We start from the raw sequence: 23,633 nt of genomic DNA on the forward strand, positions 1-23,633 counted from the left end.
TGTGACCGAAAGCTTGCCCAGAACGCTGTTACGGCCGCGCGATTTCTGCGGTTTGAAACACCAAAGCGGCAGCACCCAAAGCCTCAGCCCGCTCACCGAGCGAGGACATGGTGACCCGGGTCGAATCACCCACTACCGGGACTGCGTGCCTGATCAAACCGCGGCGAATTGGTTCAAGAAGCAGGTCGCCTAGGCCTGCCAAGGGACCGCCCACCACAATCACTTCGGGGTTGATCAGGTTGGCTACATTGCCCAGAGCTCGCCCCACGGCAAGGCCAGCATCATCGATCACCCGCAATGTTGCGGAGTCGCGTTCTAGAGCCTTTGTCACAATGTCCTCAGGGCTAATTTGGCCATGGTGCCCGCGTCCCAAGAGCTCAATCATGATGGTGGTGGAGGCAATGGTTTCAAGGCAACCGCGATTGCCGCAGCGGCAAATAATTCCGTGCTCATTGATGGTGGCATGGCCAATTTCGCCAGTGATTCCTACGTTGCCGTAGTAAGGGAATCCGTTCAAAATCAGCCCGGCACCAATACCGGAACCGATCTTGATAAACATCAGGTTTTCTACCCCGGTGTGGGGGCCCCATGTGACCTCGGAGAGTGCACCCAGGTTCGCGTCATTATCAACAATGACGGGGAATTTGAGGGTCTCTTCAAGGTGCTGAAGGATGTTGATCCCTACCCATTCGGGCAAGATGGCGCCTTGGGCAACGGTCCCGGTGCGCCGATCAATCGGACCTGGAATGCCAACACCTACTCCAACCACGTTTTCGCGCTGGGTGCCGGTTTTCTCAAGAAGCTTGTCCAGCAGTTTCACTGCTGCTTCGATGCCTAAGTCGGCACTGTGTCCTAGGGGGAGTGCCACTGCTTCTTCAGCCACAACGTGATATCCCAAGGATGCCAGTACTACGCGAATGTGCCGGCGGCCAAAATCGATCCCCATGGCTACGGCACCGTTGGAATTCAAGCGCACGTTCAGGGCCCGGCGGCCGGATGAAGTGACTGGCTCGGTGGCAACGAGGCCACCGGCCTGCATCACCTTCACAATGTTGGAAACAGTCGCCGTGGAGAGTCCGGTTTGGCGGGCCAGCTCAGCTTGGGTTGCGGGCCCGGAAGTGAGCGTTTGGATGATGCGCTGTTGGTTCTGTTTGCGAAGCGCCGACTGCGAGCCGGGGTTCTTGGTTCTGCTCGTCGTTGAGCGCGGAGTGGCTGGCATGCAATGAAGCTTGCCTCAATTGTCAATTGCAGTCAAGAAGTTAACGCAACGCGACGACTAGCCGTGAACTAGTTTGTGACCTGCGGCAAGCTCCAGATAGTGTGCCGCATTCTGTTGTACGCCGTCGAACTCTTCATCACTGAGTTGGCGGCGAACCTTTGCCGGGACGCCGGCCACCAGGGATCGTGGCGGAACAATTGTTCCCTCCAGAACCACGGCCCCCGCAGCGATCAGCGAGCCGGCGCCGATGACTGTGCCGTTCATAATCGTGGCGCTCATTCCAATCAGGCAATCGTCCTCAACCGTGCAGCCATGAACTACCGCGCTGTGGCCTACGGATACCCGGTTACCCACAGTGCAGGGGTATCCGGGGTCCGCGTGGAGCACTACGTTGTCTTGGAGATTGGTGCCCTCGCCTACGGAAATGGGGGCGGTATCGGCCCGGACTGACACGCCATAAAAGGCGCTCGCGTTTTCCGCGAGGCGCGCCTGACCAATGATCGAGGCGGTGGGTGCAACAAAAGCGGAAGCGTGAACTTCGGGGGAGTGCCCGGCAAAATCGTAGATCGGAGACATGCCTTCACCCTACCCAAGTAGCTGGCCGTTGTGACTGAACGTGCGCAGCATCCTTCCAGCCCAGTTGCTCGCCGTCCTGCCCACCGAGATTCGCCAAACCCCCTAGAACACGCGGAACTTTGGCCCCACGTTTCAGAAATTCTCCGAGCAACTGGGCTGGAAGGCTTCACACGGACGCAGGAGCTCGCTTGAGCAACAGAAAAAGAACGTACGACGCCGAGACTTTAGTTAAAGACCACAGTCCGGTTGCCGTCGAGCAACACACGGTGTTCGGCATGCCACTGCACGGCAGTCGCCAAGGTGCGGCCTTCAACGTCACGGCCCAGCTGAACAAACTGCTCGGCGGTGCGGGAGTGATCCACACGGATCACTTCTTGCTCGATGATGGGACCCTCATCCAAATTCGCTGTGACGTAGTGTGCTGTTGCCCCAATGAGCTTCACGCCCCGAGCATGCGCCTGGTGGTACGGCTTGGCGCCCTTAAACGAGGGCAAGAATGAGTGGTGAATGTTGATGGCCCGGCCCTCGAGGTCCCGGCACAAACTGTCCGAAAGTACCTGCATGTAGCGGGCCAATACAGTGAGCTCCGCGCCGGTCTGGGCGATGATCTCGCGCAAACGGTCTTCGGCGGCAGGCTTAGTCTCAGCGGTCACCGGAACATGGTGGAAAGGGATCCCGTAGAAGTCGGCCAACGGTGCCAAGTCTTGGTGGTTGGAAACAATGGCCACCACGTCGATGGGCAAAGTTCCAGAGCGGTGCAAAAAGAGCAGATCGTTGAGGCAGTGTGCTGCTTTAGACGCCAAGATCACTGTTGGCACCTTCGCCCCGGCAACGTGCAAGCCCCAGTGCATCTGGAAAGACTCAGCCACGGGCGTTAGTTCAGCGCGCAACGCCGCTTCACCAGCCGCCGTCGTTACCTCCACACGCATAAAAAAGGTTCCAGTGGTGGGGCTACCGTATTGCTGAGAGTCCGTAATATTGCAGCCGGCTTGGAGCAGTGCTCCAGAGACAGCATGCACAATGCCGGGCTGATCCGGGCAGGACAAGCTCAGGGTAAAGGACTCGGAGGCCGTATTCGGCGAAAGGGTTGTCTGCAAACTCACTGCCCCAGAATACCGCCGTACAGTAGACTTGCTTTGTCGCGACTGGCGTTGGGTGGGTCACCACCAGGGAGCGGCAACGTTGAAGACCACGGATCGTCCGCCTGGGCCGAGGGTCATGTATTCCGTTGCATTTGCTGCGCGTAACTATGCCGACTTGGCGTGGTTAACGCTGGTGAACAGCCGGTAGCCTGACCTATAGCAGTACCTTTTCGCCTAGCCAGGAGTTCTTTGTGACTACAAATTCCGCCAGTGCCCCCACGTCCGCCTTTGTGAGCAACCAGCCGCTCGCTGAACTGGATCCCGAGATCGCCGCAGTCCTCCAACAAGAACTTGGTCGCCAGCGTGGCACCTTGGAAATGATCGCCTCGGAGAACTTTGCACCGCGCGCCGTGATGGAAGCTCAGGGCTCGGTCCTGACCAACAAGTACGCTGAGGGCTACCCGGGCAAGCGCTACTACGGTGGCTGCGAGTACGTTGACGTTGCAGAGCAGCTCGCAATCGACCGCGTAAAGTCCCTTTTTGGAGCCGAGTACGCCAACGTTCAGCCGCACTCCGGTGCCCAGGCCAACGCTGCAGCGCTCTCCGCCATGATCAACCCGGGCGACAAGCTCTTGGGCCTGTCCTTGGCTCACGGTGGTCACTTGACCCACGGCATGAAGCTGAACTTCTCCGGGAAGCTGTACCAGGTTGCCGCGTACCAGGTGGAAGAAGATTCCTTCCGCGTGGACATGGACAAACTCCGCGAGCAGGCCATTGCTGAGAAGCCGCAGGTCATCATTGCCGGTTGGTCCGCTTACCCCCGTCACTTGGACTTTGAGGCATTCCGGTCCATCGCCGATGAAGTTGGCGCACTGCTCTGGACGGACATGGCGCACTTCGCTGGTCTGGTTGCTGCAGGTCTGCACCCGAGCCCCGTCCCGCACTCTGACATTGTGACCTCCACCGTTCACAAGACGCTTTCTGGTCCTCGTTCGGGTGTGATTCTTGCCAAGGAGCAGTTCGGCAAGAAGATCAACTCCAACGTTTTCCCCGGCCAGCAGGGTGGCCCGCTCATGCACGTGATCGCGGCCAAGGCTGTTGCGTTCAAGATTGCAGCCGGCGAAGAATTCAAGGAGCGTCAGGAGCGTGTCCTCGAGGGCGCCAAGATCATTGCAGACCGCCTGAACCAGTCCGATCTTGCCGATGCTGGCGTTTCGGTTCTGACCGGCGGCACTGACGTTCACTTGGTTCTGGTTGACCTGCGTAACTCGCAGCTTGATGGCCAGCAAGCTGAGGACCTCCTGCACTCTGTGGGCATCACCGTGAACCGCAACGCTGTTCCCTTTGATCCTCGCCCGCCGATGGTCACCTCGGGTCTGCGTATTGGTACGCCGGCTCTGGCTACTCGCGGTTTCGGTGCCAAGGAATTCACTGAGGTTGCCGAGATTATTGCTGCGGCTCTCAAGGCAGGCAAGGGTGCCGATGTCCAGGCGCTTCAGGCTCGCGTAGACAAGCTCGCTGCTGACTTCCCGCTGTACCCGCAGCACGAGCAGTGGTAACCGTTCAGCTCCGCTAGCCAGAGTGAACCAGCAACAGTGAATTAGCCACATTGAAGGAGTCACTACAGTGACAACAAATACCGCACGCGTCCTTGATGGCCGGGCCACCGCCGCGGCCATCAAGACAGAACTGACAGAACGTGTCAGCGCGCTCAAAGCCCAGGGCATCACGCCGGGCATCGCCACTGTGCTGGTTGGTGCCGACCCGGCGTCCCAGTTGTACGTGGGGATGAAGCACAAGCAGTCCGAGGCGATTGGGATGAACTCGATTCAACGCGAACTGCCTGCTGACGCCACCCAAGAAGACGTTGAGGCTTTGCTAGATGAGCTCAACTCTGACCCCACGTGCCACGGTTACATTGTCCAGTTGCCGCTTCCAAAGCACTTGAACACTGACGCCATTCTGGAACGTATTGATCCGGCCAAGGATGCTGATGGGTTGCACCCCACCAACCTTGGACGCTTGGTGCTGAACATCAACGGTCCCATCGATACACCGCTTCCGTGCACACCCCGCGGTGTCATTGAGCTGCTCTTGCGCAACGACTATGACCTCAAAGGCAAGCACGTTGTGGTGGTGGGTCGCGGTGTGACCATTGGACGTTCCATCCCGTTGTTGCTGACCCGCCGTGAAATCAACGCCACGGTGACGCTGACCCACACTGGGACTGAGGACCTGGGGCAGTTCTTGCGCCAAGCGGACGTGATTGTTGCAGCCGCCGGCGTAAAGCACATTGTCAAAGCCGAGGACGTTAAGCCCGGAGCTGCTGTGCTCGATGTTGGTGTCACTCGCGAGGACAATCCGGAAACGGGCAAGTCCAAGGTCTACGGCGACGTGCACCCGGACGTGGCAAACGTTGCAGGTTTCCTCTCACCGAACCCCGGTGGTGTGGGACCCATGACGGTTGCTCTGCTGATGATGAACGTAGTTGAGGCGGCCGAACGAAGCGTGCGAGCTTAGAGCCCGTACTGACCAAGACGGTTTGCCATCTCACAAGGGGCGCGGAAGATCCACAGGAGCTTCCGCGCCCCTTGTGTCTCCGACGAAAGTGTTTTGGGGGGAACTTGTCTGAAACCAACCCAAATCCCACTCTGCGTTGTGCAATACCTCTTTCACGTATCCCATCACTGAACTAGTCTGCTAAGGGTGCAAAACAAAACCACTCGCCCCACCCCTGAATCAGAGCGTGAAGCAAAACTGCGTGAGCCGTCGCACCACAATTTTGTGATCTCCGCCCACAACCTTGTGAAAAAGTACGGCGACTTCGCGGCCGTGGATGGCATCTCTTTTGACGTCCCGGCGGGGGAGTCTTTTGGCCTCTTGGGCCCCAATGGTGCCGGAAAATCCACCACCATGCGGATGATCGGTGGGGTTTCGCAGCGCACCTCCGGAACGCTGACCATCATGGGTCTGGATCCGGAACAGCACGGCCCGCAGGTGCGGGCGCACCTCGGTGTGGTCCCGCAGCAGGACAACCTGGACGAGGAGCTCAAAGTCCGGGACAACTTGATCGTTTATGGCCGCTATTTTGGTTTGCCCATGAGCTATCTACGCCCCAAAGCGGACGAGCTTCTCGAGTTTGCCCAGCTAACGGACAAAGCCAATGCTCGCGTGGATGACCTTTCGGGCGGGATGAAGCGCCGCCTGACTATTGCGCGCTCGCTGGTCAACAACCCCCGGATTCTCTTGTTGGATGAGCCCACCACCGGCTTGGATCCGCAGGCTCGCCACATTCTCTGGGACCGACTTTTCCGGCTCAAGGAAGCTGGCACCACGCTCATTTTGACCACGCATTACATGGACGAGGCCGAGCAGCTTTGCGACCGGCTCATTGTGGTGGACAAGGGCCAGATTATGGCCGAGGGTTCGCCCGCTCAGCTCATCAAGGACTACTCCACTCGCGAGGTCCTCGAGCTGCGCTTCGGTTCCGATCGCAATGCCACGGTGGCCACGGAGCTGGCTGGCATTGGCGAGCGTACGGAAACGCTACCGGACCGGGTTTTGATTTACGCGAACGACGGCGAGACCGCACTTGAGCAGGTCACAGCTCGCGGATTGCGCCCCGTCACCTCGCTCATCCGCCGTTCGAGCCTTGAGGACGTTTTCCTCCGGCTCACCGGAAGGAGCCTCGTTGACTAACAACACCTCCCTCCCGGTCCCGCTGACCCCGGCGGAATCAGCGGAGAAGGCCATCAAGTTTGGCTCATGGTTTTACGCCGAACACGCGTTAAAGGTGATGGGCCGGTACTTCTGGTCCATCCTCGCCTACAGTGTGGGCTCCCCGTTGGCTTACCTCTTTGCCATGGGCGTTGGTATGGCCTCTCTGATCAATTCCAACGGCCGCGGCGACTTCGGCGGGGTGGATTACCTGACGTTCCTAGCGCCGGCATTGGTGGCCTCAACGGCGCTGATGTCCGCCACGGGGGAGTACATGTTCCCTGTGATGGGCGGCTTCAAATGGCGTAGGTATTTCTACGGACCGCACGCCTCGCCGCTGACTCCGGAGCAGATCGCACAAGGGCACATCATCGCTGTCACGCTGCGCATTTTGGGCCCAACGGCCATCTACTTCTTAATTGTGGTGCTCTTTGGCGCCGCTCCGGGGCCGTGGGGCTGGGTCAGTATTTTCACCGCCACCTTGTGTTCGCTCTCCTTTGGCCTGCCCCTGATGGCCTACGTGAGCACCCTCGAACAGGACAAGGGCCAGTTCGCCATTGTCCAGCGCTTTATTGTCACGCCCTTGTTTTTGTTCTCGGGCACCTTCTTCCCACTAACCACCTTGCCGTGGTTTTTGCAGTGGATCGGTTGGATCTCACCGTTGTGGCACGCCACAGAACTGGGGCGGGTCCTGAGCTACGGCTATAACGAACCGGGCTGGTTGAGCGTAATCCACGTGGTCTACATGTTCGCCACTGCCGCCCTCGGCTGGTTCCTCACACGCCGCTTCTTCAACCGCAGGATGGGCAAATGAGCACCTCATTCGGCACTGGACCGGCCAGCGAAACCCTGCCTGACGCCGTCGCACTTGTCCCTGGCAACCGGCCGTTCGCGGCTCTCTATTCGGGTAAAGCCCACACCGTTATTGCGCGCGGGCTCCTCGCCACCAAAAGCACCAACTGGATGGTGATGCTGAGCGGGTTTTTTGAACCGGTCCTGTACTTGCTTTCGATGGGTGTGGGCCTGGGCGCGCTGGTTGGTACGGTAACCGGTCCGGACGGGCAACCGATGAGCTACGCGGCGTTTATTGCCCCGGCACTGCTGGCGACCTCGGCCATGAATGGTGCGGTGTACGACTCCACATGGAACGTCTTTTTCAAGATGAACTTCGCCAAGCTCTACCAAGGCATGCTCTACACCTCGCTAGGCCCGCTGGATGTGGCACTCGGCGAGATTTTCCTGGCCTTGCTGCGCGGATTTATGTACGCCACCGGGTTCACCGCAGTAATGGGTGCCATGGGCCTGATCACTTCGTGGTGGGGGCTGCTGATGGTCCCGGCGTCGGTGCTGATTGCCTTCGGGTTCGCAAGTTTCGGCATGGGCATCACCTCCTTTATGAAGACCTTTCAGCAAATGGACTGGATCAACTTTGTGATGATGCCAATGTTCTTATTTTCGGCCACGTTTTATCCGCTGAGTGTCTACCCGCCGGCGATTCAGTGGTTCATCCAGATCATGCCGCTGTGGCATGGAGTGGAGTTGTTGCGCGAGCTAAGCGTGGGCATGTTCACACCGGGGACTTGGCTGCACATTTTCTACTACGTGGCCATGATTGTGCTCGGCCTAGTCCTGACCACTGGCCGCCTGCGAAAATTATTCTTGAGCTAGCTGAGTTTCGCCCCCGGTGAAGAGTGCCCATACGCCCATTGCCATAAGGGACAATGGATATATGCAATCTCTAGGCAACGATTCTTCAGCTTCAAGTACCGGCCGTTTTGGTGCCGCGCGCGCCGCCTCGTTCCGCATTGGCGGGCTAGGTATGAGCGTTGTGGTCTTGGCCTTCTTAGTGGCCGTGATCTTCGCAGCCAACCAGAACGACGTCGTCGGTTGGGTTGTTGCTGTGATCGCTTTTGGCTGGTTGGCGCTCGCCGCTTTTGTGGTCTGGAGTATCCGTAAGGCAACGCAGCGAGCTTCGGCCAAGATCGGCGAAGCCAGGAATGCCTTTAACTCGGCCACCGGCCGCGCCCCAGCGAACGACGGCGGCACTCGCCTAGTTGCTGAGCGCTCCGCGGGCGACGAAGTGCGGGACCTTAAACTTGACCACTCCTTCAAGATTGTTCAGGTTCAGTTGCGAGTGGTCCAAGGGGAAATGGCCAAGGGTGCCGCGGCTAACCAAGACACTGTTCGCCGGGCCTTGGAAACTATTGAAATCACCTCGAGCAACGCCCGGGACATGATCAAAGAATCAGGCGCAGGTCAGGAGCCGGTGACCGGGGAAGTGATCGACTAAAGTGGAAAGCGTGGACTTGGCTCAGCAAAAGGACTTCCTACGGATCGCAACCGTAAACGTCAACGGCATTCGCGCCGCCTACCGCAAAGGTATGGCCGAATGGTTGGCGGGCCGTGACGTAGACATTCTGACCCTTCAAGAAGTGCGGGCACCTGACGCCATTGTTCACGAGCTGATCGGCGAAGGCTGGCACATTCTCCATGCTGAGGCCGCTGCAAAGGGCCGTGCCGGTGTTGCTATCGCCTCCCGGATGAAGCCCACAGACACTCGTATTGGTATTGGCGAAGACTACTTTGCCACGTCCGGCCGTTGGGTGGAGGCTGACTTTCAGCTCCCCAATGGCAAGTCACTCACGGTGGTGAGCGCCTACGTGCACTCCGGTGAAGTGGGTACACCCAAACAAGATGACAAGTTCCGTTTTATGGATGTGATGACTACTCGTCTGCCGCAACTTGCCGCCCAGTCTGACCATGCCGTGGTTACTGGAGACCTCAACGTTGGTCACACCGAACTTGATATCAAGAACTGGAAGGGCAACGTAAAACGTGCCGGTTTCTTGCCGGAAGAGCGGGCGTATTTTGACCGCTTTTTTGGTGAGGAAATTGGTTGGAAGGATGTTCACAGGGGCCTGGCGGGCAATGTCCCCGGCCCCTACACTTGGTGGTCTCAGCGCGGTCAAGCCTTCGACAATGACGCAGGCTGGCGCATCGACTACCACATGGCCACTCCTGAGTTCGCGGCTGCTGCCATCACCGCGGTTGTGGACCGGGAGCCGTCGTGGGACACCCGTTTTTCTGACCACGCACCGCTGGTAGTGGACTACCAGCTCTAGCCCCAAAGGTTTTTTCTTCTGATGAGTACTATTTCTACGCCCGAAGCAAACGGAACTCGCAAGCGCATCCTCTCCGGTGCAAAGCCCACGGCTGACTCACTTCACCTAGGCAACTACTTGGGCGCGGTGAAGAACTGGGTAGATATGCAGGCCGATTACGAGGCGGTCATTTTTATCCCGGATCTTCACGCGGTCACCGTTGATTTTGATCCGGCTGAGCTGGCCAAGCGAACCCGCACCGTGGCAGCGCAGTACATTGCGGCTGGTATTGACCCGGAACAGAGTATGTTTTTTGTTCAGTCTCATGTACCAGAGCATGCAGAACTGGCATGGGCGCTGAACTGCATCACCGGGTTTGGCGAAGCTTCACGGATGACCCAGTTCAAGGACAAGAGCGCCAAGCAAGGCGCTGACGCCGCTACTCTGGGGTTGTTTGCCTACCCCACGTTGATGGCAGCTGACATTTTGTTGTATCAGGCGGACTTGGTTCCCGTCGGTGAGGATCAGCGTCAACACTTGGAGCTCACTCGCACCTTGGCTCAGCGTTTCAACACCCGCTTTGGAGAGACATTTACGGTCCCCGAGGCCGCCATTTTGAAAGCTTCCGCCAAGGTTTACGATCTTCAAAATCCCAGCGCCAAGATGTCTAAGACCGGTGAATCGCCCAACGGAGTAATTCAACTGCTTGACGATCCCAAAATTACCGCCAAGCGCATCAAGTCGGCGGTAACGGATGCTGGAACAGAGATTCGTTTTGACCAGGAAAACAAGCCTGGCGTCTCCAACTTGCTCACCATCTATTCGGCCATTTCGGGCAAAACCATCAGCGAGCTGGAAGCCGAATACGCTGACAAAATGTACGGCCACCTCAAGGTGGACTTGGCCGAGCAGCTGGTTGAATTCATCACTCCACTACGTAATCGCACAGCTGAGTTAATGGCCGATCCTGCCGAGCTGGATCGTTTGCTGGCCCAGGGGGCTTACAAAGCCCGTGAGGTTGCATCTGCCACGCTGGACCGCGTTTATGACCGGATGGGATTCCTCAAGCCGGCACGTATTAACCTGCCTGTGCAGTTGGGTAACGCTTAGGCCATGAGCAACATCATCAAGCGGAAGGAGGCCGACGCCGGGACGCACAGTTCCGGGGTTAGCCTCCCGCTTGGTGCCCAAAGCGGGGGAGAGGAAACACCTCCTGGTGACCTCTCACCTCAAGCGGTGGCCGAGATTGTCCCCGACGGCATTTGTGTGGGAATCATTCTGGGATTCCCGGAACGTATTGCCCGTGAGCTGCAACTCTGGCGTGCTTCCTTTGGGGACCCCATGGCTTCGATTGTTCCAGCACACATCACCTTGGTGACCACCACCCCAGCGCGGGATTGGGAGACGACTCTCAGCCACGCGCGCAAAGTGGCAAAGAATACTCAGCCTTTCCGGCTGAGTATTCACGGAACAGGCTCTTTCCGTCCGCTCTCTCCGGTGGTTTACATCAGGGTGGTAGACGGGTTTGAGGAATGCGTTCAATTGCACTCGAAGCTGCAAAGCGGGCCTCTTGCCCGTGACCTCGTTTTTCCCTATCACCCCCATGTGACTGTGGCGCATGACGTTGCAGAAGCTAGTCTCGATGATGCAGAGAATGCCTTAGAGAATTACCATGCAGAGTTCCCAGTGACTAGCATGGGCGTCTACGAGCATGACAGCAATGGAATCTGGCAGCTACGGGAAGAAATGAACTTTGGCACCGACAACGAGACCAGCACCGAGGATAGCTAGCGAAGCAGCAGTTCGACGTCAGGCACGACGCCGGGCTGAAATGGGTCAGGACCCGCCACTACCTACCGAGCGCTCTGAGCTCAAACTTCTTGTCAGCCGCAAGCGCGTTGTGTGGGGAGAGACCCGCCGCAACGGTGGTGGGCTGATTCAGCGAGTTCTGGCCTTTGTCCAATGGCTGATGGCCAAGCTCAACGCCTTTCGGCCTATGCGCGTATGGCAGCACTACAACCTTCAGCACGGGCCGCTGTTGTCAGCCGGTATTGGCTACAACATGTTCTTTTCCATCACCGGCTTGTTGACCACAGGGTTCTCCATTGCGGGACTGGTGTTGGCCCAGCAGCCGGAACTGCTGAACTCTGTGGTCAAGTCAGTGGCCTCTAGCGCCCCCGGTTTGCTCAAGGTGGACGGTTCGGATGGCTTGGTGAATCCCCAAGACTTGATGAACCCCTCCGGGCTGGGATGGACAGCTGTGATTGCCGCAGTCATCACACTCTTTACGTCTCTGGGCTGGATCGCCAGTTTGCGTGACGGGCTGCGCGGCGTGAATATGCTCCGGCCCCTCCAACTCAATCCCGTGGTGATGAAACTCAAGGACGCCGGAACACTCGTGCTCTTGGGTGTGGTTTTGGTGTTGAGTGCAGGTGTCTCACTGGTCTTTGGGACCGCCGCCGGTTGGGTAATGGGTTTCCTACACTTGGATCCAGCCATCGCTCAACCCATCACATGGCTAGTGCGCATTGCCGTGCCTCTTTTGCTGGCCTGGGCGACGGCGGCAATTATGTTCCGTCTGGCAGGCTCACTACCGCTGGACCGCCGTGCGTTCCTAGAAGGAACAGCTATTGCAGCGGTAGGGACTACCATCCTGCAAATTTTCAGCACTCAATTGTTGGCCCAAGCAGGCAAAAACCCGCTTCTTGCCTCGTTTGCGATTGTTATTGGGTTGATGATCTGGTTCAATCTGGTCTCCCAGGTGTACTTGCTGTCTGCCTCGTGGGCGGCTATCCGCAACAATGACGCCCAAGCGCAACGAGAATTGAGCGAGAAAATCTCGGCAGTAGCCGGCTCGCGGCCCGTTCAGGCGTTGCGGCTCAACCATCACTTGGAGCATCAAAAGGCTCTCAGTGGCGCTCCTGCGGCCCGGGAGTCCCGTATTACGCAACGCCCAGCGGCTCTGCCACAGCCGGAGCATCGCGACCGGTGGACGTGGACTGAGTTTTTCGGCACGCTAGGGAAGCGCAAGAAGTAGCACCTAGCGAAGTAGCACCTACCGAAGTAGCACTCAGCGTCGATGGTAGGGCCACAAAGAAGTTCGGCCTATGGAGAAACTAGGCCTTTGGAGAAGCTAGGGCTGCGGAGCAGCATCCAAGTACTGTTCGGCCCAAGCGGAGATGATCCGCGCGGCCCGCGCTGCTTGTCCCTTACCGGTCAGCAAGTGATCGCTGCCTTCGAGGGAAATGAAGTTCCGCGGGTGGCGTGCCGTCCTGAAAATGGTGCTCGCGTTCTCAATGCCCACGGTGTTGTCAGTGGGGGAGTGCATCACCAATAGTGGTTTGTGCAAGCTGCGGATGCAGTCAGTGAGGTCCGCGTTGGCGAGGTCTTCAACGAAATGCCTGCGGATTTCAACCCGCTTCCCGCCCAGATCAACCTCGGCGCTACCATCGCGCAGGATGGCGTCTAAAGCCGAGTCAAAAACGTGCTCCACGTGTTTGGGTGAGAACGGGGCACCAACTGTTGCTACGGCGTCGAGCCCTGGTATTTGCCGCGCGGCGGCAAGGACTGCAGCGCCACCAAAGGAGTGGCCCACCAGCAAGGACACCGCCTTGCCGAGGCTAGCCATGTACTCTGCGGCTTTTACGGTGTCAGCGACTTTGTGGGTAAAGGATCCTTCAGACCAGTCGCCGGAAGAGCCTCCCAAACCAATGTTGTCGAAGCGGAGCATTCCCACACCTTGCGCCGCGAGTTCCTTGCAGATGCGGGCGGCTGCGGGGCTGTCCTTGCCTAGCGTAAAGCCGTGGGAGAAAACGCCCCAACCGCGTACATGTCCCTCCGGCGAATCAATAATTCCGGCGAGCTGCTGGCCCGAGGAACCTTCGAAGGTGACCTTTTGGGACTTAATCATGGGGAGTTTCCTCGTGGGGCGTATGAACTCTGCAAAAAGAATTGAAGCGGACAAGCAGATGGGTAGCGGATCGGCCGAAGATTTCTCAGCACACTCCGCTACCCATCGGGTAAAGCGTTAGAACAAAAACCTAGATCTTGCGGCTCAGAATTGCCTGCTTGACCTCAGAAATTGCCTGGGTGATCTGGATGCCGCGAGGGCACGCCTCTGAACAGTTGAAGGTGGTGCGGCAACGCCACACACCTTCTTTGTCATTGAGGATTTCCAAACGCATGTCGCCTGCGTCATCACGGGAATCGAAGATGAAGCGGTGGGCGTTCACAATCGCTGCCGGGCCAAAGTACTGTCCGTCGGTCCAGAAGACCGGGCAAGATGACGTGCACGCAGCGCAGAGAATGCACTTGGTGGTGTCATCAAAGCGCTCACGGTCTTCAGCAGACTGAAGACGTTCCTTGGTTGGCTCGTGACCCTTGTTGATCAAGAACGGCATCACTTCGCGGAAGGACTGGAAGAACGGTTCCATGTCCACAATCAAGTCCTTCTCCACCGGCAGGCCTTTGATGGGCTCAACGGTGATGGGCTTGGAGGTATCCAAGTCTTTCAGAAGGGTTTTGCACGCAAGGCGGTTCCGGCCATTGATGCGCATGGCGTCAGAACCACACACACCGTGGGCGCACGAGCGGCGGAAGGAAACAGAACCATCAATTTCCCACTTGACCTTGTGCAAGGCATCCAGCACACGGTCGGTGCCGTACATGGTCAGCTCATAGTCGTCCCAATGCGACTCTTCCGAGACCTCAGGGTTGTAGCGGCGAACACGCAAGGTGATGTTGAAGGTGGGGATTTCTCCGCCGCCCCCAACACCAGCCGGCAGCTCAATTTTGGAAGCTGGCTCTGCAAGTTCAGTAGTCATTAGTACTTACGCTCCATCGGCTCGTAACGGGTAAAGATAACCGGCTTGGTGTCCAAACGGATACCAGCAACGGACTCGGCGGAGGATTCGGTGGTGACTGCCGAGTCTTTGTAAGCCATGGAGTGCTTCATGAACTTTTCGTCGTTGCGCTCCGGGAAGTCTTCGCGGAAGTGGCCACCACGGGACTCTTCGCGGTGAAGCGCGGCAACTGTCATCACTTTGGCCAGTTCAAGCAAGAAGCCCAGCTCTACGGCTTCCAGCAGGTCCAAGTTAAAGCGCTTGCCCTTGTCTTGGACCGAAATGCGCTGGTAGCGCTCTTCGAAGGATTCGATGTCCTTGAGGACCTGGTTCAAAGTGTCTGCCGTGCGGAACACCTGCATGTTGGCATCCATGGTCTCCTGCAAATCCTTACGGATTGCAGCAACCCGCTCGCCTCCATCTGAGGTGCGAACGTGATCCAACAAGTCAATCGTGTACTTCTCAGGGTCCTCCGGCAACTCAACGTACTCAGCGGTCTTTGCGTATTCGGCGGCGGCAATACCGGCGCGCTTACCAAAAACGTTGATGTCCAGCAGAGAGTTGGTGCCCAAACGGTTGGAACCGTGAACGGAAACACAGGCCACTTCACCGGCTGCATAAAGGCCCGGGATAACAGTGTTGTTGTCCTGAAGAACTTCGGCAGAAATGTTTGTGGGGATACCACCCATGGCGTAGTGAGCCGTCGGGAATACCGGAACCGGCTCCGTGTACGGCTCTACGCCCAGGTAAGTGCGCGCAAACTCGGTGATGTCCGGGAGCTTGGCATCGATGTGAGCCGGCTCCAAGTGGGTGAGGTCCAAGAGGACGTAATCCTTGTTAGGACCACAGCCGCGGCCTTCACGAACTTCGTTAGCCATCGACCGGGCCACGATGTCACGTGGCGCCAAGTCCTTGATAGTGGGGGCGTAACGCTCCATAAAGCGCTCACCTTCGGAGTTACGCAAAATTGCGCCTTCGCCACGTGCGGCCTCAGAAAGCAGAATACCCAAACCTGCAAGACCTGTCGGGTGGAACTGGAAGAACTCCATATCCTCCAGCGGAATACCTCGACGGAACGCGATACCCATACCGTCACCGGTGAGAGTGTGTGCGTTGGAGGTGGTCTTAAAGACCTTGCCAGCGCCACCGGAAGCGAACACTACCGACTTGGCCTGGAACACGTGCAGTTCACCGGACGCGAGATCATAAGAGACCACACCGGCAACGCGCTTCTGCTTGTACGGCGTTCCGTCCTCGCGAACAGCATCCTCGTCAACGGTGAGCAGGTCCAGAACGTAGTACTCGTTGTAGAACTCAACGTTGTGCTTGACGCAGTTTTGGTACAAGGTCTGCAAAATCATGTGGCCCGTACGGTCTGCTGCGTAGCATGCGCGGCGAACTGGCGCCTTGCCGTGGTCACGAGTGTGACCACCGAAGCGGCGCTGGTCAATACGGCCTTCGGGCGTGCGGTTGAACGGCAAACCCATTTTTTCCAGGTCCAGCACGGCGTCGATGGCTTCTTTAGCCATGACTTCGGCTGCGTCCTGATCTACTAGGTAGTCGCCACCTTTGACGGTGTCAAAGGTGTGCCATTCCCAGTTGTCTTCTTCGACGTTGGCCAATGCTGCACACATACCACCCTGAGCTGCACCAGTGTGCGAGCGGGTGGGGTAGAGCTTGGTCAGTACCGCTGTGCGCGCGCGCTGGCCGGATTCGATCGCGGCGCGCATTCCAGCGCCACCGGCGCCGACGATGACGACGTCGTACTTATGGACCTGCATACCAGATGCTCTTTCTCTCAACTTTCACAAAAAATCATGGTTGGCTTGCTGCCGTTGCTACGGGGCTGGGCAGAAGTCCGGTGCGCCTTGCATCAACTGACCATTGAGTACGGGGCAGGGATCAAAGGTGAAGATCACCAGCGTGCCCAGAATGATGATGATTGCTGCTGCAGCAAACACGATGGTCTTGAGCCAGATGCGTGTTGCATCCTTCTCGGCGTAGTCATTGATGATGGTGCGCACACCGTTAGTGCCGTGAAGCATGGCGAGCCAGAGCATGGCCAAGTCCCAGAACTGCCAGAACGGGTCAGCCCACTTGCCGGCCACAAAACCGAAGTTGATGGCGTGAATGCCTTCGCCCACCATGAGGTTGACAAAGAGGTGGCCAAAAATGAGAACCACTAGGAGTACGCCGGAGAGCCGCATAAACAGCCATGCGAACATCTCGAAGTTTCCCTTGGAACCTACACCTCGGCGGTACTGGGGTGCGATGCGTCCACCAGCGGTGCTGGCAGAGCGTGGTGCCTGAATGTTTGTGGTGCTCATGGCTTAGTGTCCTCCGAACGCGATGGAGAGGTGGCGGATAGCAAAGGCCGCAAGGACTACTACCCACAGGATGAGAACAGCCCACAGCATTTGACGCTGGTACTTGGGGCCCTTCTTCCAGAAGTCAACGGCGATGATGCGCAAACCGTTGAAGGCGTGGAAAACGATTGCTGCCACTAGACCGGTTTCACCGATGGCCATCAAGGGGTTCTGGTACGTACCAATAACGGCGGTGTACGTCTCTGGTGACACCCGAACAAGTGAGGTGTCCAACACGTGAACCAACAAAAAGAAAAAGATCACTACACCGGTAATACGGTGTCCTACCCAAGACCACATGCCCTCACGGCCGCGGTACAAGGTGCCAGCTGGTTTCGTCGGCACTGAATAAACCTCCCTGCGACACAGCGGCGCTGGCATGGGATCCACGCGGGGGAACGCCTGCTGCGAGAGCACTCGTAGCTCAACCTAAATCTAGGCTTCGCTCACAGCTTATTCAATTTAAGCGGTCCTTGGTGACCATGAGTGAGACGAAGAGCACAAGAAGTTTGAGTGTTACCCATCACTAGGCGCGGCCTCTGGCGGAACGGACGTGAACTTGTGACCATATTTAGCCTCATTTTGACAGCGATTTGGCTAATAGGTCAGTTACAGTAATGCCGATGAGTACAGACCAGTCTTCCCCTATGCCTTCGGCCCTAGACCGCTTTTTTGCGGTAATCCCAGCCGGCGGTGTTGGCACGCGCTTGTGGCCGCTATCACGTGCAGCCGCACCGAAGTTTTTGCATGACCTGACTGGATCAGGCAGCACTCTCATCCGCGCCACTTACGATCGCCTTGAACCACTCGCTGGCAAAAAAGTGTTGGTAGTGACCGGAGAGGCGCACCGCAAGGCTGTTTGTGCGCAGTTGCCGGAGCTCCAGGACTCCAACTTGGTTCTAGAGAGTGAACCCAAAGATTCAGCCGCAGCCATTGGCTTGGCAGCAGCGATCCTGCACCGCCGCGATCCCGAAACCATCATGGGATCTTTTGCAGCCGATCAAGTCATTAGCCCGGTGGCGACTTTTCAAGCTGCGGTTCGTGAGGCTATCTTCACTGCAGCTGCTGGCAAGATCGTAACCATCGGGATTAAACCCACTCACCCTTCCACCGGCTTTGGTTACATTCGCGCCGGTGAATCGCTCGACGTCGAAGGCGCGCCAAGCGCTCAAGCGGTAGTTGAGTTTGTGGAAAAGCCGAGCGAAGACGTTGCCCGTCAGTACCTCAAGCAGGGCGACTACGTGTGGAACGCGGGAATGTTTGTTGCCCCTGTTGCCCTGATGCTCAAACACCTAGAAGCTAACCAGCCAGAGCTCTATGCAGGGCTGCAGGAAATTGCCGCGGCCTGGGACACCCCGGAGCGCGACGCCGTCAAAAAGCGTGTCTGGCCCACACTGCCCAAAATTGCGATCGACTATGCGGTTGCCGAACCGGCAGCTGCCGCGGGCGACGTTGCAGTTGTACCCGGAACCTTTGGTTGGGATGATGTTGGAGACTTCGCCGCCATTGGTCGTCTCAACAGCGCGCGCGAAGTGGACGACGTAACTGTTCTGGGCGAAGGCGCTCGTGTGTTCACCGAAGATGCCAGCGGTGTGGTGGTCTCTGACACCAAGCGTGTGATTGCACTGATTGGCATCAAGGACGTGGTTATTGTTGACACCCCGGACGCGCTACTGGTGACTACCAAAGAGCACGCCCAGCAAGTCAAGAGTGCTGTTGATTCGCTCAAGGCCAGCGGCGACACGGACGTTTTGTAAGCGCGTTATTCGGACGACTTTCCGTCATCCAACGTCAGCTATAACGAATATTCCTCCGTCATGGCTAGAGTAATCAGGTGCTCAATTACTCTGCTGTACACGACTCCACCCCTTTGACTGGGCCATGGCTTGAGCCGCTCTTGCCTGAACTTATTGAGTTCCGGCGAGACCTGCACGCCAACCCCGAGCTCTCCTTCAAGGAGTACCGCACCACCGACAAATTGGTGGAGCGTCTTGAGGCTGCCGGGTTGAAGCCGAAGCGCCTGGAAGGTACAGGTGTTGTAGTCGATGTGGGTGCTGGGCCCATTGCCACCGGCTTGCGCGGGGATATTGATGCCTTGCCGATTATCGAAGAGACTGGCTTGGAGTTTGCCTCCAAAAATCATGGGGTAACGCACGCCTGTGGTCACGACGTTCACACCACCACCATGTTGGGGGTGGCTCTGGTTCTGAACGCGATGCACCAGAACGAACCCTTGGGCGCCACCGTGCGGATTATTTTCCAGCCCGCTGAGGAAACCATGCCGGGCGGTGCGCTGAGCTGCATTGAACAGGGCGTTCTTGACGGCGTTCCGCGCATTATGGCGCTGCACTGTGATCCGCGGATTAACGTGGGCCAAATTGGAACCCGCATTGGCTCAATCACCTCAGCCTCGGACACCATCAAAATTTCCCTGACCGGCCGCGGTGGCCACACGTCCCGCCCGCACTTGACCGAAGATTTGGTCTTCGCCTTGGCGGAGATCGCCGTGAACGTTCCGGCTGTACTTTCACGCCGGGTGGACGTCCGCAGCGGCGTCTCAGTGGTGTGGGGTCAGATTTCAGCGGGTTCAGCACCCAATGCCATCCCCGGAACTGGCTACATGGCTGGCACCATGCGCTGCCTAGACCGCGACGCATGGCATGATGCCGGCGAGTTGCTGGATGAGGTTGTCCAGCAGGTGGCCGCCCCGTACGGTGTGGACGTTCATTTGGAGCACACCCGCGGGGTACCTCCGGTGGTCAACTCTGAACATGAAACTGCGTTGATAGAAGCTGCGGCCCGTGCAGAGCTAGGCGATAACGCAGTTGTATTGACCCCCCAGTCCATGGGCGGGGAGGACTTCGCATGGTTCTTGGCCGAACTGCCAGGATCCATGATGCGTCTGGGCACCAGGACACCGGACGGTGAAGAATACGATCTTCACCGTGGTGACTACATTGTGGATGAGCGAGCATTGGCTTGTGGCATCAAGGTCCTCGCTGCCGCCGCGTTGCGCTCCGCCCGCGAAAACTAGCCGAAACTAGCCGAAAACTAGAGCGAATCTAGGGCTAGGCCTTCCTTGACGGCATCAGCTTCGGGGAGGACTTTGCACTCATTGGTTGTGCACAATTCAATTGTGCACTATGTTTATTTCATGTCCTCAACGAACTCACCAAGCAATGGTGAATCAAGCGCCACGGTGGATCCTGCAATTGAAAACGCGGCAACAAACTCTGCCGCGCCTACAGTTGCCGCACCGCGATTGCGCTCGCAATTGTGCTTTGAGCTCTACTCGGCCTCCAAAGCATCTACTGCTGTTTACCGCCCAATGTTGGAAAAACTTGATCTGAGTTACCCGCAGTACTTGGTGATGATGGTGCTCTGGGAAAAGTCCCCGTTGACAGTCCGAGAAATTGGCGACGAGTTGGGACTAGATTCCGGAACACTTTCACCGCTGCTCAAGCGTCTCGAAGCTGCCGGACGCGTGGAGAGAATCCGTGACGCTGAGGACGAGCGCCGCGTTCAGATCCACTTGACTGACGCTGGCCGTGCGCTGAGCACTCAAGCCTGCTCAGTGCCCGCGAGCCTTTTTGCCGCTGCCGGGCTCAGTGAAGCCGAAGTGCAGCAATTGCACTCCACCCTCGTCAAACTCAATACCTCGCTACAAGCCTCGCTCTCGGCTACTGCGTCCTAACAATGCTTGGCACTAGCCAATAGCGCCCCCAAACCTGAATCCGCAATCTCTAAGGAACAAAGGAATCATTATGAAAACTCTCTATACCGCGCAAGCACTCGCTTCGGGCGACGGCCGCAACGGCACGTCCCGCACCTCTGACGGCAAACTTGAGGTGACACTTGCAACCCCCGTGGAACTCGGTGGCAATGGTGCTGGCACCAACCCTGAGCAGCTCTTCGCTGCAGGCTACGCAGCCTGCTTCCACTCGGCATTGCGTTTGGTCGGCCGCAAAATGCGCCTGGACGTCAGCGGTTCCCAGATCAACGCGAAGGTGCACCTCGGCACTTTGGAAGACCGCGAAGGCTACGGCCTGGCTGTTGACATGCAGGTTTCCCTGCCGGCGCTAGAGGACGAGGTAGCCCGCGATCTGGTAGAGCGCGCGCACCAGATCTGCCCGTACTCCAACGCCACCCGTGGCAATATCACTGTCAATCTTGAACTCATGGAGGCGGTAGCTTGAGCACCACCACCCAAGAACTTCCCACCACAGGTCGCGAAATCCAGCTGGCCTCACGCCCGCACGGCGAGCCCGTCCCCGAGAACTTCCGCCTTGCAGAGGCTGCCCTCCCGGCCCTCGAAGACGGCCAGATCTTGGTCCGTAACCAGTTCATCTCCGTTGACCCCTACATGCGCGGCCGGATGAATGACGTCAAGTCCTACTCTGCACCTTTCGAGCTGGACAAAGCGCTCGACGGCGGTGCAATAGGTGAGGTTATTGCCTCCCGTAGCGCTGAACGCAAGGTGGGCGACGTCGTCGTACATTCGCAGGGCTGGCGTGAATACGGTGTGGTTAGCGCAGCGGAAACCACTCTGGCGCGCACTGACTTGGCACCCGCCTCGGCGTTCCTTGGCGCACTGGGTATGACCGGTCTGACCGCTTACTCAGGACTTCTTAAGGTGGCTGGCTTCAAAAAGGGCGACGCCGTATTCGTCTCCGGCGCCGCCGGTGCAGTGGGTTCCATGGTTGGCCAGATTGCCAAAGCCATGGGTGCTTCACGCGTTATTGGTAGCGCTGGCTCGGCTGAAAAGGTAGCCAAGCTGCTGGAACTCGGCTTCGACGCTGCGTTCAACTACCACGACGGACCGGTAGCGGAACTCTTGCAAGAAGCTGCCGGCGACGGCGGTGTTGATGTTTACTTCGACAACGTTGGTGGCTCTCACCTCGAAGCAGCCATCTCCGTGATGAACCTGCGCGGACGCGTCGCTATGTGCGGTGCTATTGAGCAGTACAACTCCACCGAACCGCCCAAGGCCCCGCGGAACTTGGCACTCGCCATCGGCAAGCGCCTACGCCTCGAAGGCTTCTTGGTGGGGGACCAGCGCGAGCACGCCGCCGAATTCGCGGGCCGCATGGGGCCCTGGCTGGCTGACGGCACCATCCACTATGACGAGACAATCGTGGACGGACTAGAGAATGCACCCCAGGCCTTTATGGATCTGCTCAACGGTGCCAACACCGGCAAGATGCTGGTCAAGATCAGCGACTAGCTCAGCAGTTCTCCCACGCGAAAGCGTAGTGATGGCCCCGGCATCTGCTGGGGCCATCACGGTTTAAGTAACAACTTCTCAACGATCTTCAGAATTCACTCGCGAGGTGTTATCAGAACGTGTTCCATGCCACTAAAGTTGCCTTACATCATGCGCGTTGTGGCGCGCGGTTGCGATTTGTTCAGTGATAACAGAGTTTCAATGCAGGGCATCGGAAACGGACACTCATTGGCTCCCTAAGTCGTAGCTATCCCTTTTTCCTGGAGGAACATTGAAGAACTCTTTGCGCTCGACGCTTATGCGCCGTTCCATGGCCTCGGTAGCCACCGTTGGTGCTGCCGCCCTGATGCTCAGCGGCTGTGGCGCTGCCCCGGAAGCTGGCAGCAGCAGCTCCGCTGGTGCAAGCAACTTCACGGGTTGCATCGTCTCTGACTCCGGTGGATTTGACGACCAGTCATTCAACCAGTCTTCCTACGAGGGCTTGAAGAAGGCTGAGAAGGATCTGGGAATTAAGGTCAACCAAGTTGAGTCCAAGTCCAACAACGACTACGAGCCCAACCTGCGCGCCATGGTTTCCGCCGGCTGCAACTTGACGGTCACTGTTGGCTTCCTTCTTGGTGACGCCACCAAGGCTCAGGCAACTGCCAACCCGGACAAGCACTTCGCGATCATCGACTTCACTTACGACAAGCCGATCGCTAACGTAAAGCCGATCATTTACGACACAGCACAGGCAGCATTCTTGGCTGGTTACAGCGCAGCTGCAGCTACCAAGACCGGTGTTGTTGGCACCTTCGGTGGAATGAAGATCCCCACTGTCACCATCTTTATGGATGGCTTCGCTGACGGCGTGAAGTACTACAACGAGAAGAAGAGCAAGGACGTCAAGGTTGTTGGCTGGGACAAGGCCAAGCAGGACGGTTCCTTCACCGGTGACTTCGAAAAGCAGGACAAGGGTAAGCAGATCACCCAGACCCTCCTTGACCAGAAGGCCGACATCATCATGCCTGTGGCTGGCCCGGTTGGTAAGGGTGCAGGCGCTGCGTTGAAGGAAGCCAAGGCTGCTGGCAAGGACGTCAAGCTCGTATGGGTTGACTCTGACGGCTACTTGACTGCTCCTGACTACAAGGACCTGATGCTCACCTCCGTGATGAAGCAGATGGGCCAGGCTGTTGAAACAGTGGTTAAGGACGACAAGGACGGTAAGTTCACTGCTGACCCGTACGTTGGCACCCTGGCTAACGATGGTGTCCAGTTGGCTCCGTTCCACGACTTCGAGTCCTCTGTTCCGGCAGACCTCAAGTCTGAGCTGGACCAGATCAAGAAGGACATTGTTGACGGCACGCTGAAGGTTGAGTCTGCAGCAAGCCCCAAGCAGTAAAGTTAGTTCGCAGAAACGCCGCCGCCCGGCCGGTCTTCACTGGCCGGGCGGCGGCGCTTTTGTTGTTTGAGACGGTCAGAGGCGAGAATCCAGCGGCATACGTGCCACGGTGAAGATCTTGACACT

General features: G+C 57.8%; 24 protein-coding genes and 1 riboswitch. Of the genes, 16 read left to right on the forward strand and 8 right to left on the reverse strand.

Going from position 1 to position 23,633, the window contains the following annotated elements; genetic code table 11:
- Nucleotides 1–28 precede the first annotated feature (28 nt).
- The 3 genes from ACQR35_RS06975 to purU all read right to left on the reverse strand — a co-directional run bounded on the left by ACQR35_RS06975 (nt 29) and on the right by purU (nt 2,898).
- Complete coding sequence (locus tag ACQR35_RS06975) at nt 29–1,219, reverse strand: ROK family transcriptional regulator (RefSeq protein WP_430266877.1); 1,191 nt, start codon at nt 1,217–1,219, stop codon at nt 29–31.
- Between the two features lie 57 nt (nt 1,220–1,276).
- Entirely contained in the window at nt 1,277–1,795 is a 519-nt protein-coding gene (locus tag ACQR35_RS06980) for a gamma carbonic anhydrase family protein (protein WP_430269624.1), read from the reverse strand.
- Between the two features lie 224 nt (nt 1,796–2,019).
- Entirely contained in the window at nt 2,020–2,898 is an 879-nt protein-coding gene (gene purU / locus ACQR35_RS06985) for a formyltetrahydrofolate deformylase (protein WP_430269625.1), read from the reverse strand.
- Nucleotides 2,899–2,926: 28 nt separating this feature from the next.
- Nucleotides 2,927–3,012, forward strand: a riboswitch (ZMP/ZTP riboswitch).
- Between the two features lie 116 nt (nt 3,013–3,128).
- On the opposite strand from purU, the gene glyA reads away from it, so the two are divergent.
- The 10 genes from glyA (at nt 3,129) to ACQR35_RS07035 (ending at nt 12,732) form a co-directional block, all read left to right on the forward strand.
- Nucleotides 3,129–4,436, forward strand: a complete 1,308-nt coding sequence (gene glyA / locus ACQR35_RS06990; RefSeq protein ID WP_430266880.1) for a serine hydroxymethyltransferase — start codon at nt 3,129–3,131, stop codon at nt 4,434–4,436.
- Between the two features lie 67 nt (nt 4,437–4,503).
- Nucleotides 4,504–5,397, forward strand: a complete 894-nt coding sequence (locus ACQR35_RS06995; RefSeq protein WP_430269626.1) for a bifunctional methylenetetrahydrofolate dehydrogenase/methenyltetrahydrofolate cyclohydrolase — start codon at nt 4,504–4,506, stop codon at nt 5,395–5,397.
- A 237-nt stretch (nt 5,398–5,634) separates the two neighbouring features.
- Nucleotides 5,635–6,576 (forward strand): ABC transporter ATP-binding protein, encoded by a 942-nt coding sequence (locus ACQR35_RS07000; protein ID WP_430269708.1) that lies wholly within the window; start codon nt 5,635–5,637, stop codon nt 6,574–6,576.
- Nucleotides 6,569–7,408, forward strand: coding sequence for an ABC transporter permease (locus tag ACQR35_RS07005; RefSeq protein ID WP_430266882.1), 840 nt, complete (start codon nt 6,569–6,571; stop codon nt 7,406–7,408). The genes ACQR35_RS07000 and ACQR35_RS07005 overlap by 8 nt, the downstream gene beginning before the upstream one ends.
- The gene (locus ACQR35_RS07010; protein ID WP_430269627.1) at nt 7,405–8,262 is read left to right on the forward strand and encodes an ABC transporter permease; all 858 of its coding nucleotides are present in this window, start codon (nt 7,405–7,407) and stop codon (nt 8,260–8,262) included. Before ACQR35_RS07005 ends, ACQR35_RS07010 begins: the two co-directional genes overlap by 4 nt.
- 61 nt (nt 8,263–8,323) lie before the next feature.
- Complete coding sequence (locus ACQR35_RS07015) at nt 8,324–8,884, forward strand: hypothetical protein (RefSeq protein WP_430266884.1); 561 nt, start codon at nt 8,324–8,326, stop codon at nt 8,882–8,884.
- A gap of 10 nt (nt 8,885–8,894) precedes the next feature.
- Nucleotides 8,895–9,716 carry an exodeoxyribonuclease III gene (locus ACQR35_RS07020; protein ID WP_430269628.1) on the forward strand — a complete coding sequence of 274 codons (822 nt, stop codon included), beginning with the start codon at nt 8,895–8,897 and terminating at the stop codon, nt 9,714–9,716.
- A gap of 21 nt (nt 9,717–9,737) precedes the next feature.
- Nucleotides 9,738–10,805 (forward strand): tryptophan--tRNA ligase, encoded by a 1,068-nt coding sequence (gene trpS, locus ACQR35_RS07025; RefSeq protein ID WP_430266886.1) that lies wholly within the window; start codon nt 9,738–9,740, stop codon nt 10,803–10,805.
- Nucleotides 10,806–10,808: 3 nt separating this feature from the next.
- Complete coding sequence (locus ACQR35_RS07030; protein ID WP_430269629.1) at nt 10,809–11,486, forward strand: 2'-5' RNA ligase family protein; 678 nt, start codon at nt 10,809–10,811, stop codon at nt 11,484–11,486.
- Entirely contained in the window at nt 11,449–12,732 is a 1,284-nt protein-coding gene (locus ACQR35_RS07035) for a YihY/virulence factor BrkB family protein (protein ID WP_430269630.1), read from the forward strand. The genes ACQR35_RS07030 and ACQR35_RS07035 overlap by 38 nt, the downstream gene beginning before the upstream one ends.
- A gap of 96 nt (nt 12,733–12,828) precedes the next feature.
- Here ACQR35_RS07035 and ACQR35_RS07040 read toward each other — a convergent pair whose 3' ends face one another.
- The 5 genes from ACQR35_RS07040 to sdhC form a co-directional block, all read right to left on the reverse strand.
- Nucleotides 12,829–13,605 carry an alpha/beta hydrolase family protein gene (locus ACQR35_RS07040; RefSeq protein WP_430269631.1) on the reverse strand — a complete coding sequence of 259 codons (777 nt, stop codon included), beginning with the start codon at nt 13,603–13,605 and terminating at the stop codon, nt 12,829–12,831.
- Between the two features lie 130 nt (nt 13,606–13,735).
- Complete coding sequence (locus ACQR35_RS07045; RefSeq protein ID WP_430266890.1) at nt 13,736–14,518, reverse strand: succinate dehydrogenase iron-sulfur subunit; 783 nt, start codon at nt 14,516–14,518, stop codon at nt 13,736–13,738.
- Nucleotides 14,518–16,317 carry a succinate dehydrogenase flavoprotein subunit gene (sdhA, locus tag ACQR35_RS07050; RefSeq protein ID WP_430266891.1) on the reverse strand — a complete coding sequence of 600 codons (1,800 nt, stop codon included), beginning with the start codon at nt 16,315–16,317 and terminating at the stop codon, nt 14,518–14,520. The genes ACQR35_RS07045 and sdhA overlap by 1 nt, the downstream gene beginning before the upstream one ends.
- 57 nt (nt 16,318–16,374) lie before the next feature.
- A complete protein-coding gene (locus tag ACQR35_RS07055; RefSeq protein WP_430266892.1) occupies nt 16,375–16,863 on the reverse strand; it encodes a succinate dehydrogenase hydrophobic membrane anchor subunit in 489 nt (162 codons plus the stop codon).
- Between the two features lie 3 nt (nt 16,864–16,866).
- Nucleotides 16,867–17,247 carry a succinate dehydrogenase, cytochrome b556 subunit gene (gene sdhC, locus ACQR35_RS07060; RefSeq protein WP_430266893.1) on the reverse strand — a complete coding sequence of 127 codons (381 nt, stop codon included), beginning with the start codon at nt 17,245–17,247 and terminating at the stop codon, nt 16,867–16,869.
- A gap of 278 nt (nt 17,248–17,525) precedes the next feature.
- Between sdhC and ACQR35_RS07065 the strand changes: the two genes are divergently transcribed.
- The 6 genes from ACQR35_RS07065 to ACQR35_RS07090 all read left to right on the forward strand — a co-directional run bounded on the left by ACQR35_RS07065 (nt 17,526) and on the right by ACQR35_RS07090 (nt 23,507).
- Nucleotides 17,526–18,659, forward strand: a complete 1,134-nt coding sequence (locus ACQR35_RS07065; RefSeq protein WP_430266894.1) for a mannose-1-phosphate guanylyltransferase — start codon at nt 17,526–17,528, stop codon at nt 18,657–18,659.
- 77 nt (nt 18,660–18,736) lie between these two features.
- Complete coding sequence (locus ACQR35_RS07070) at nt 18,737–19,936, forward strand: amidohydrolase (RefSeq protein ID WP_430266895.1); 1,200 nt, start codon at nt 18,737–18,739, stop codon at nt 19,934–19,936.
- 120 nt (nt 19,937–20,056) lie between these two features.
- Nucleotides 20,057–20,596, forward strand: a complete 540-nt coding sequence (locus ACQR35_RS07075; protein WP_430266896.1) for a MarR family winged helix-turn-helix transcriptional regulator — start codon at nt 20,057–20,059, stop codon at nt 20,594–20,596.
- 70 nt (nt 20,597–20,666) lie between these two features.
- Nucleotides 20,667–21,098 carry an organic hydroperoxide resistance protein gene (locus ACQR35_RS07080; protein ID WP_430266897.1) on the forward strand — a complete coding sequence of 144 codons (432 nt, stop codon included), beginning with the start codon at nt 20,667–20,669 and terminating at the stop codon, nt 21,096–21,098.
- Nucleotides 21,095–22,126, forward strand: a complete 1,032-nt coding sequence (locus ACQR35_RS07085; RefSeq protein WP_430269632.1) for an NADP-dependent oxidoreductase — start codon at nt 21,095–21,097, stop codon at nt 22,124–22,126. The genes ACQR35_RS07080 and ACQR35_RS07085 overlap by 4 nt, the downstream gene beginning before the upstream one ends.
- Before the next feature lie 271 nt (nt 22,127–22,397).
- Complete coding sequence (locus tag ACQR35_RS07090) at nt 22,398–23,507, forward strand: BMP family lipoprotein (protein ID WP_430269633.1); 1,110 nt, start codon at nt 22,398–22,400, stop codon at nt 23,505–23,507.
- Nucleotides 23,508–23,633 lie beyond the last annotated feature (126 nt).

This window comes from Pseudarthrobacter sp. J1738, from assembly GCF_050490315.1.
Classification (GTDB): domain Bacteria; phylum Actinomycetota; class Actinomycetes; order Actinomycetales; family Micrococcaceae; genus JBNPEO01.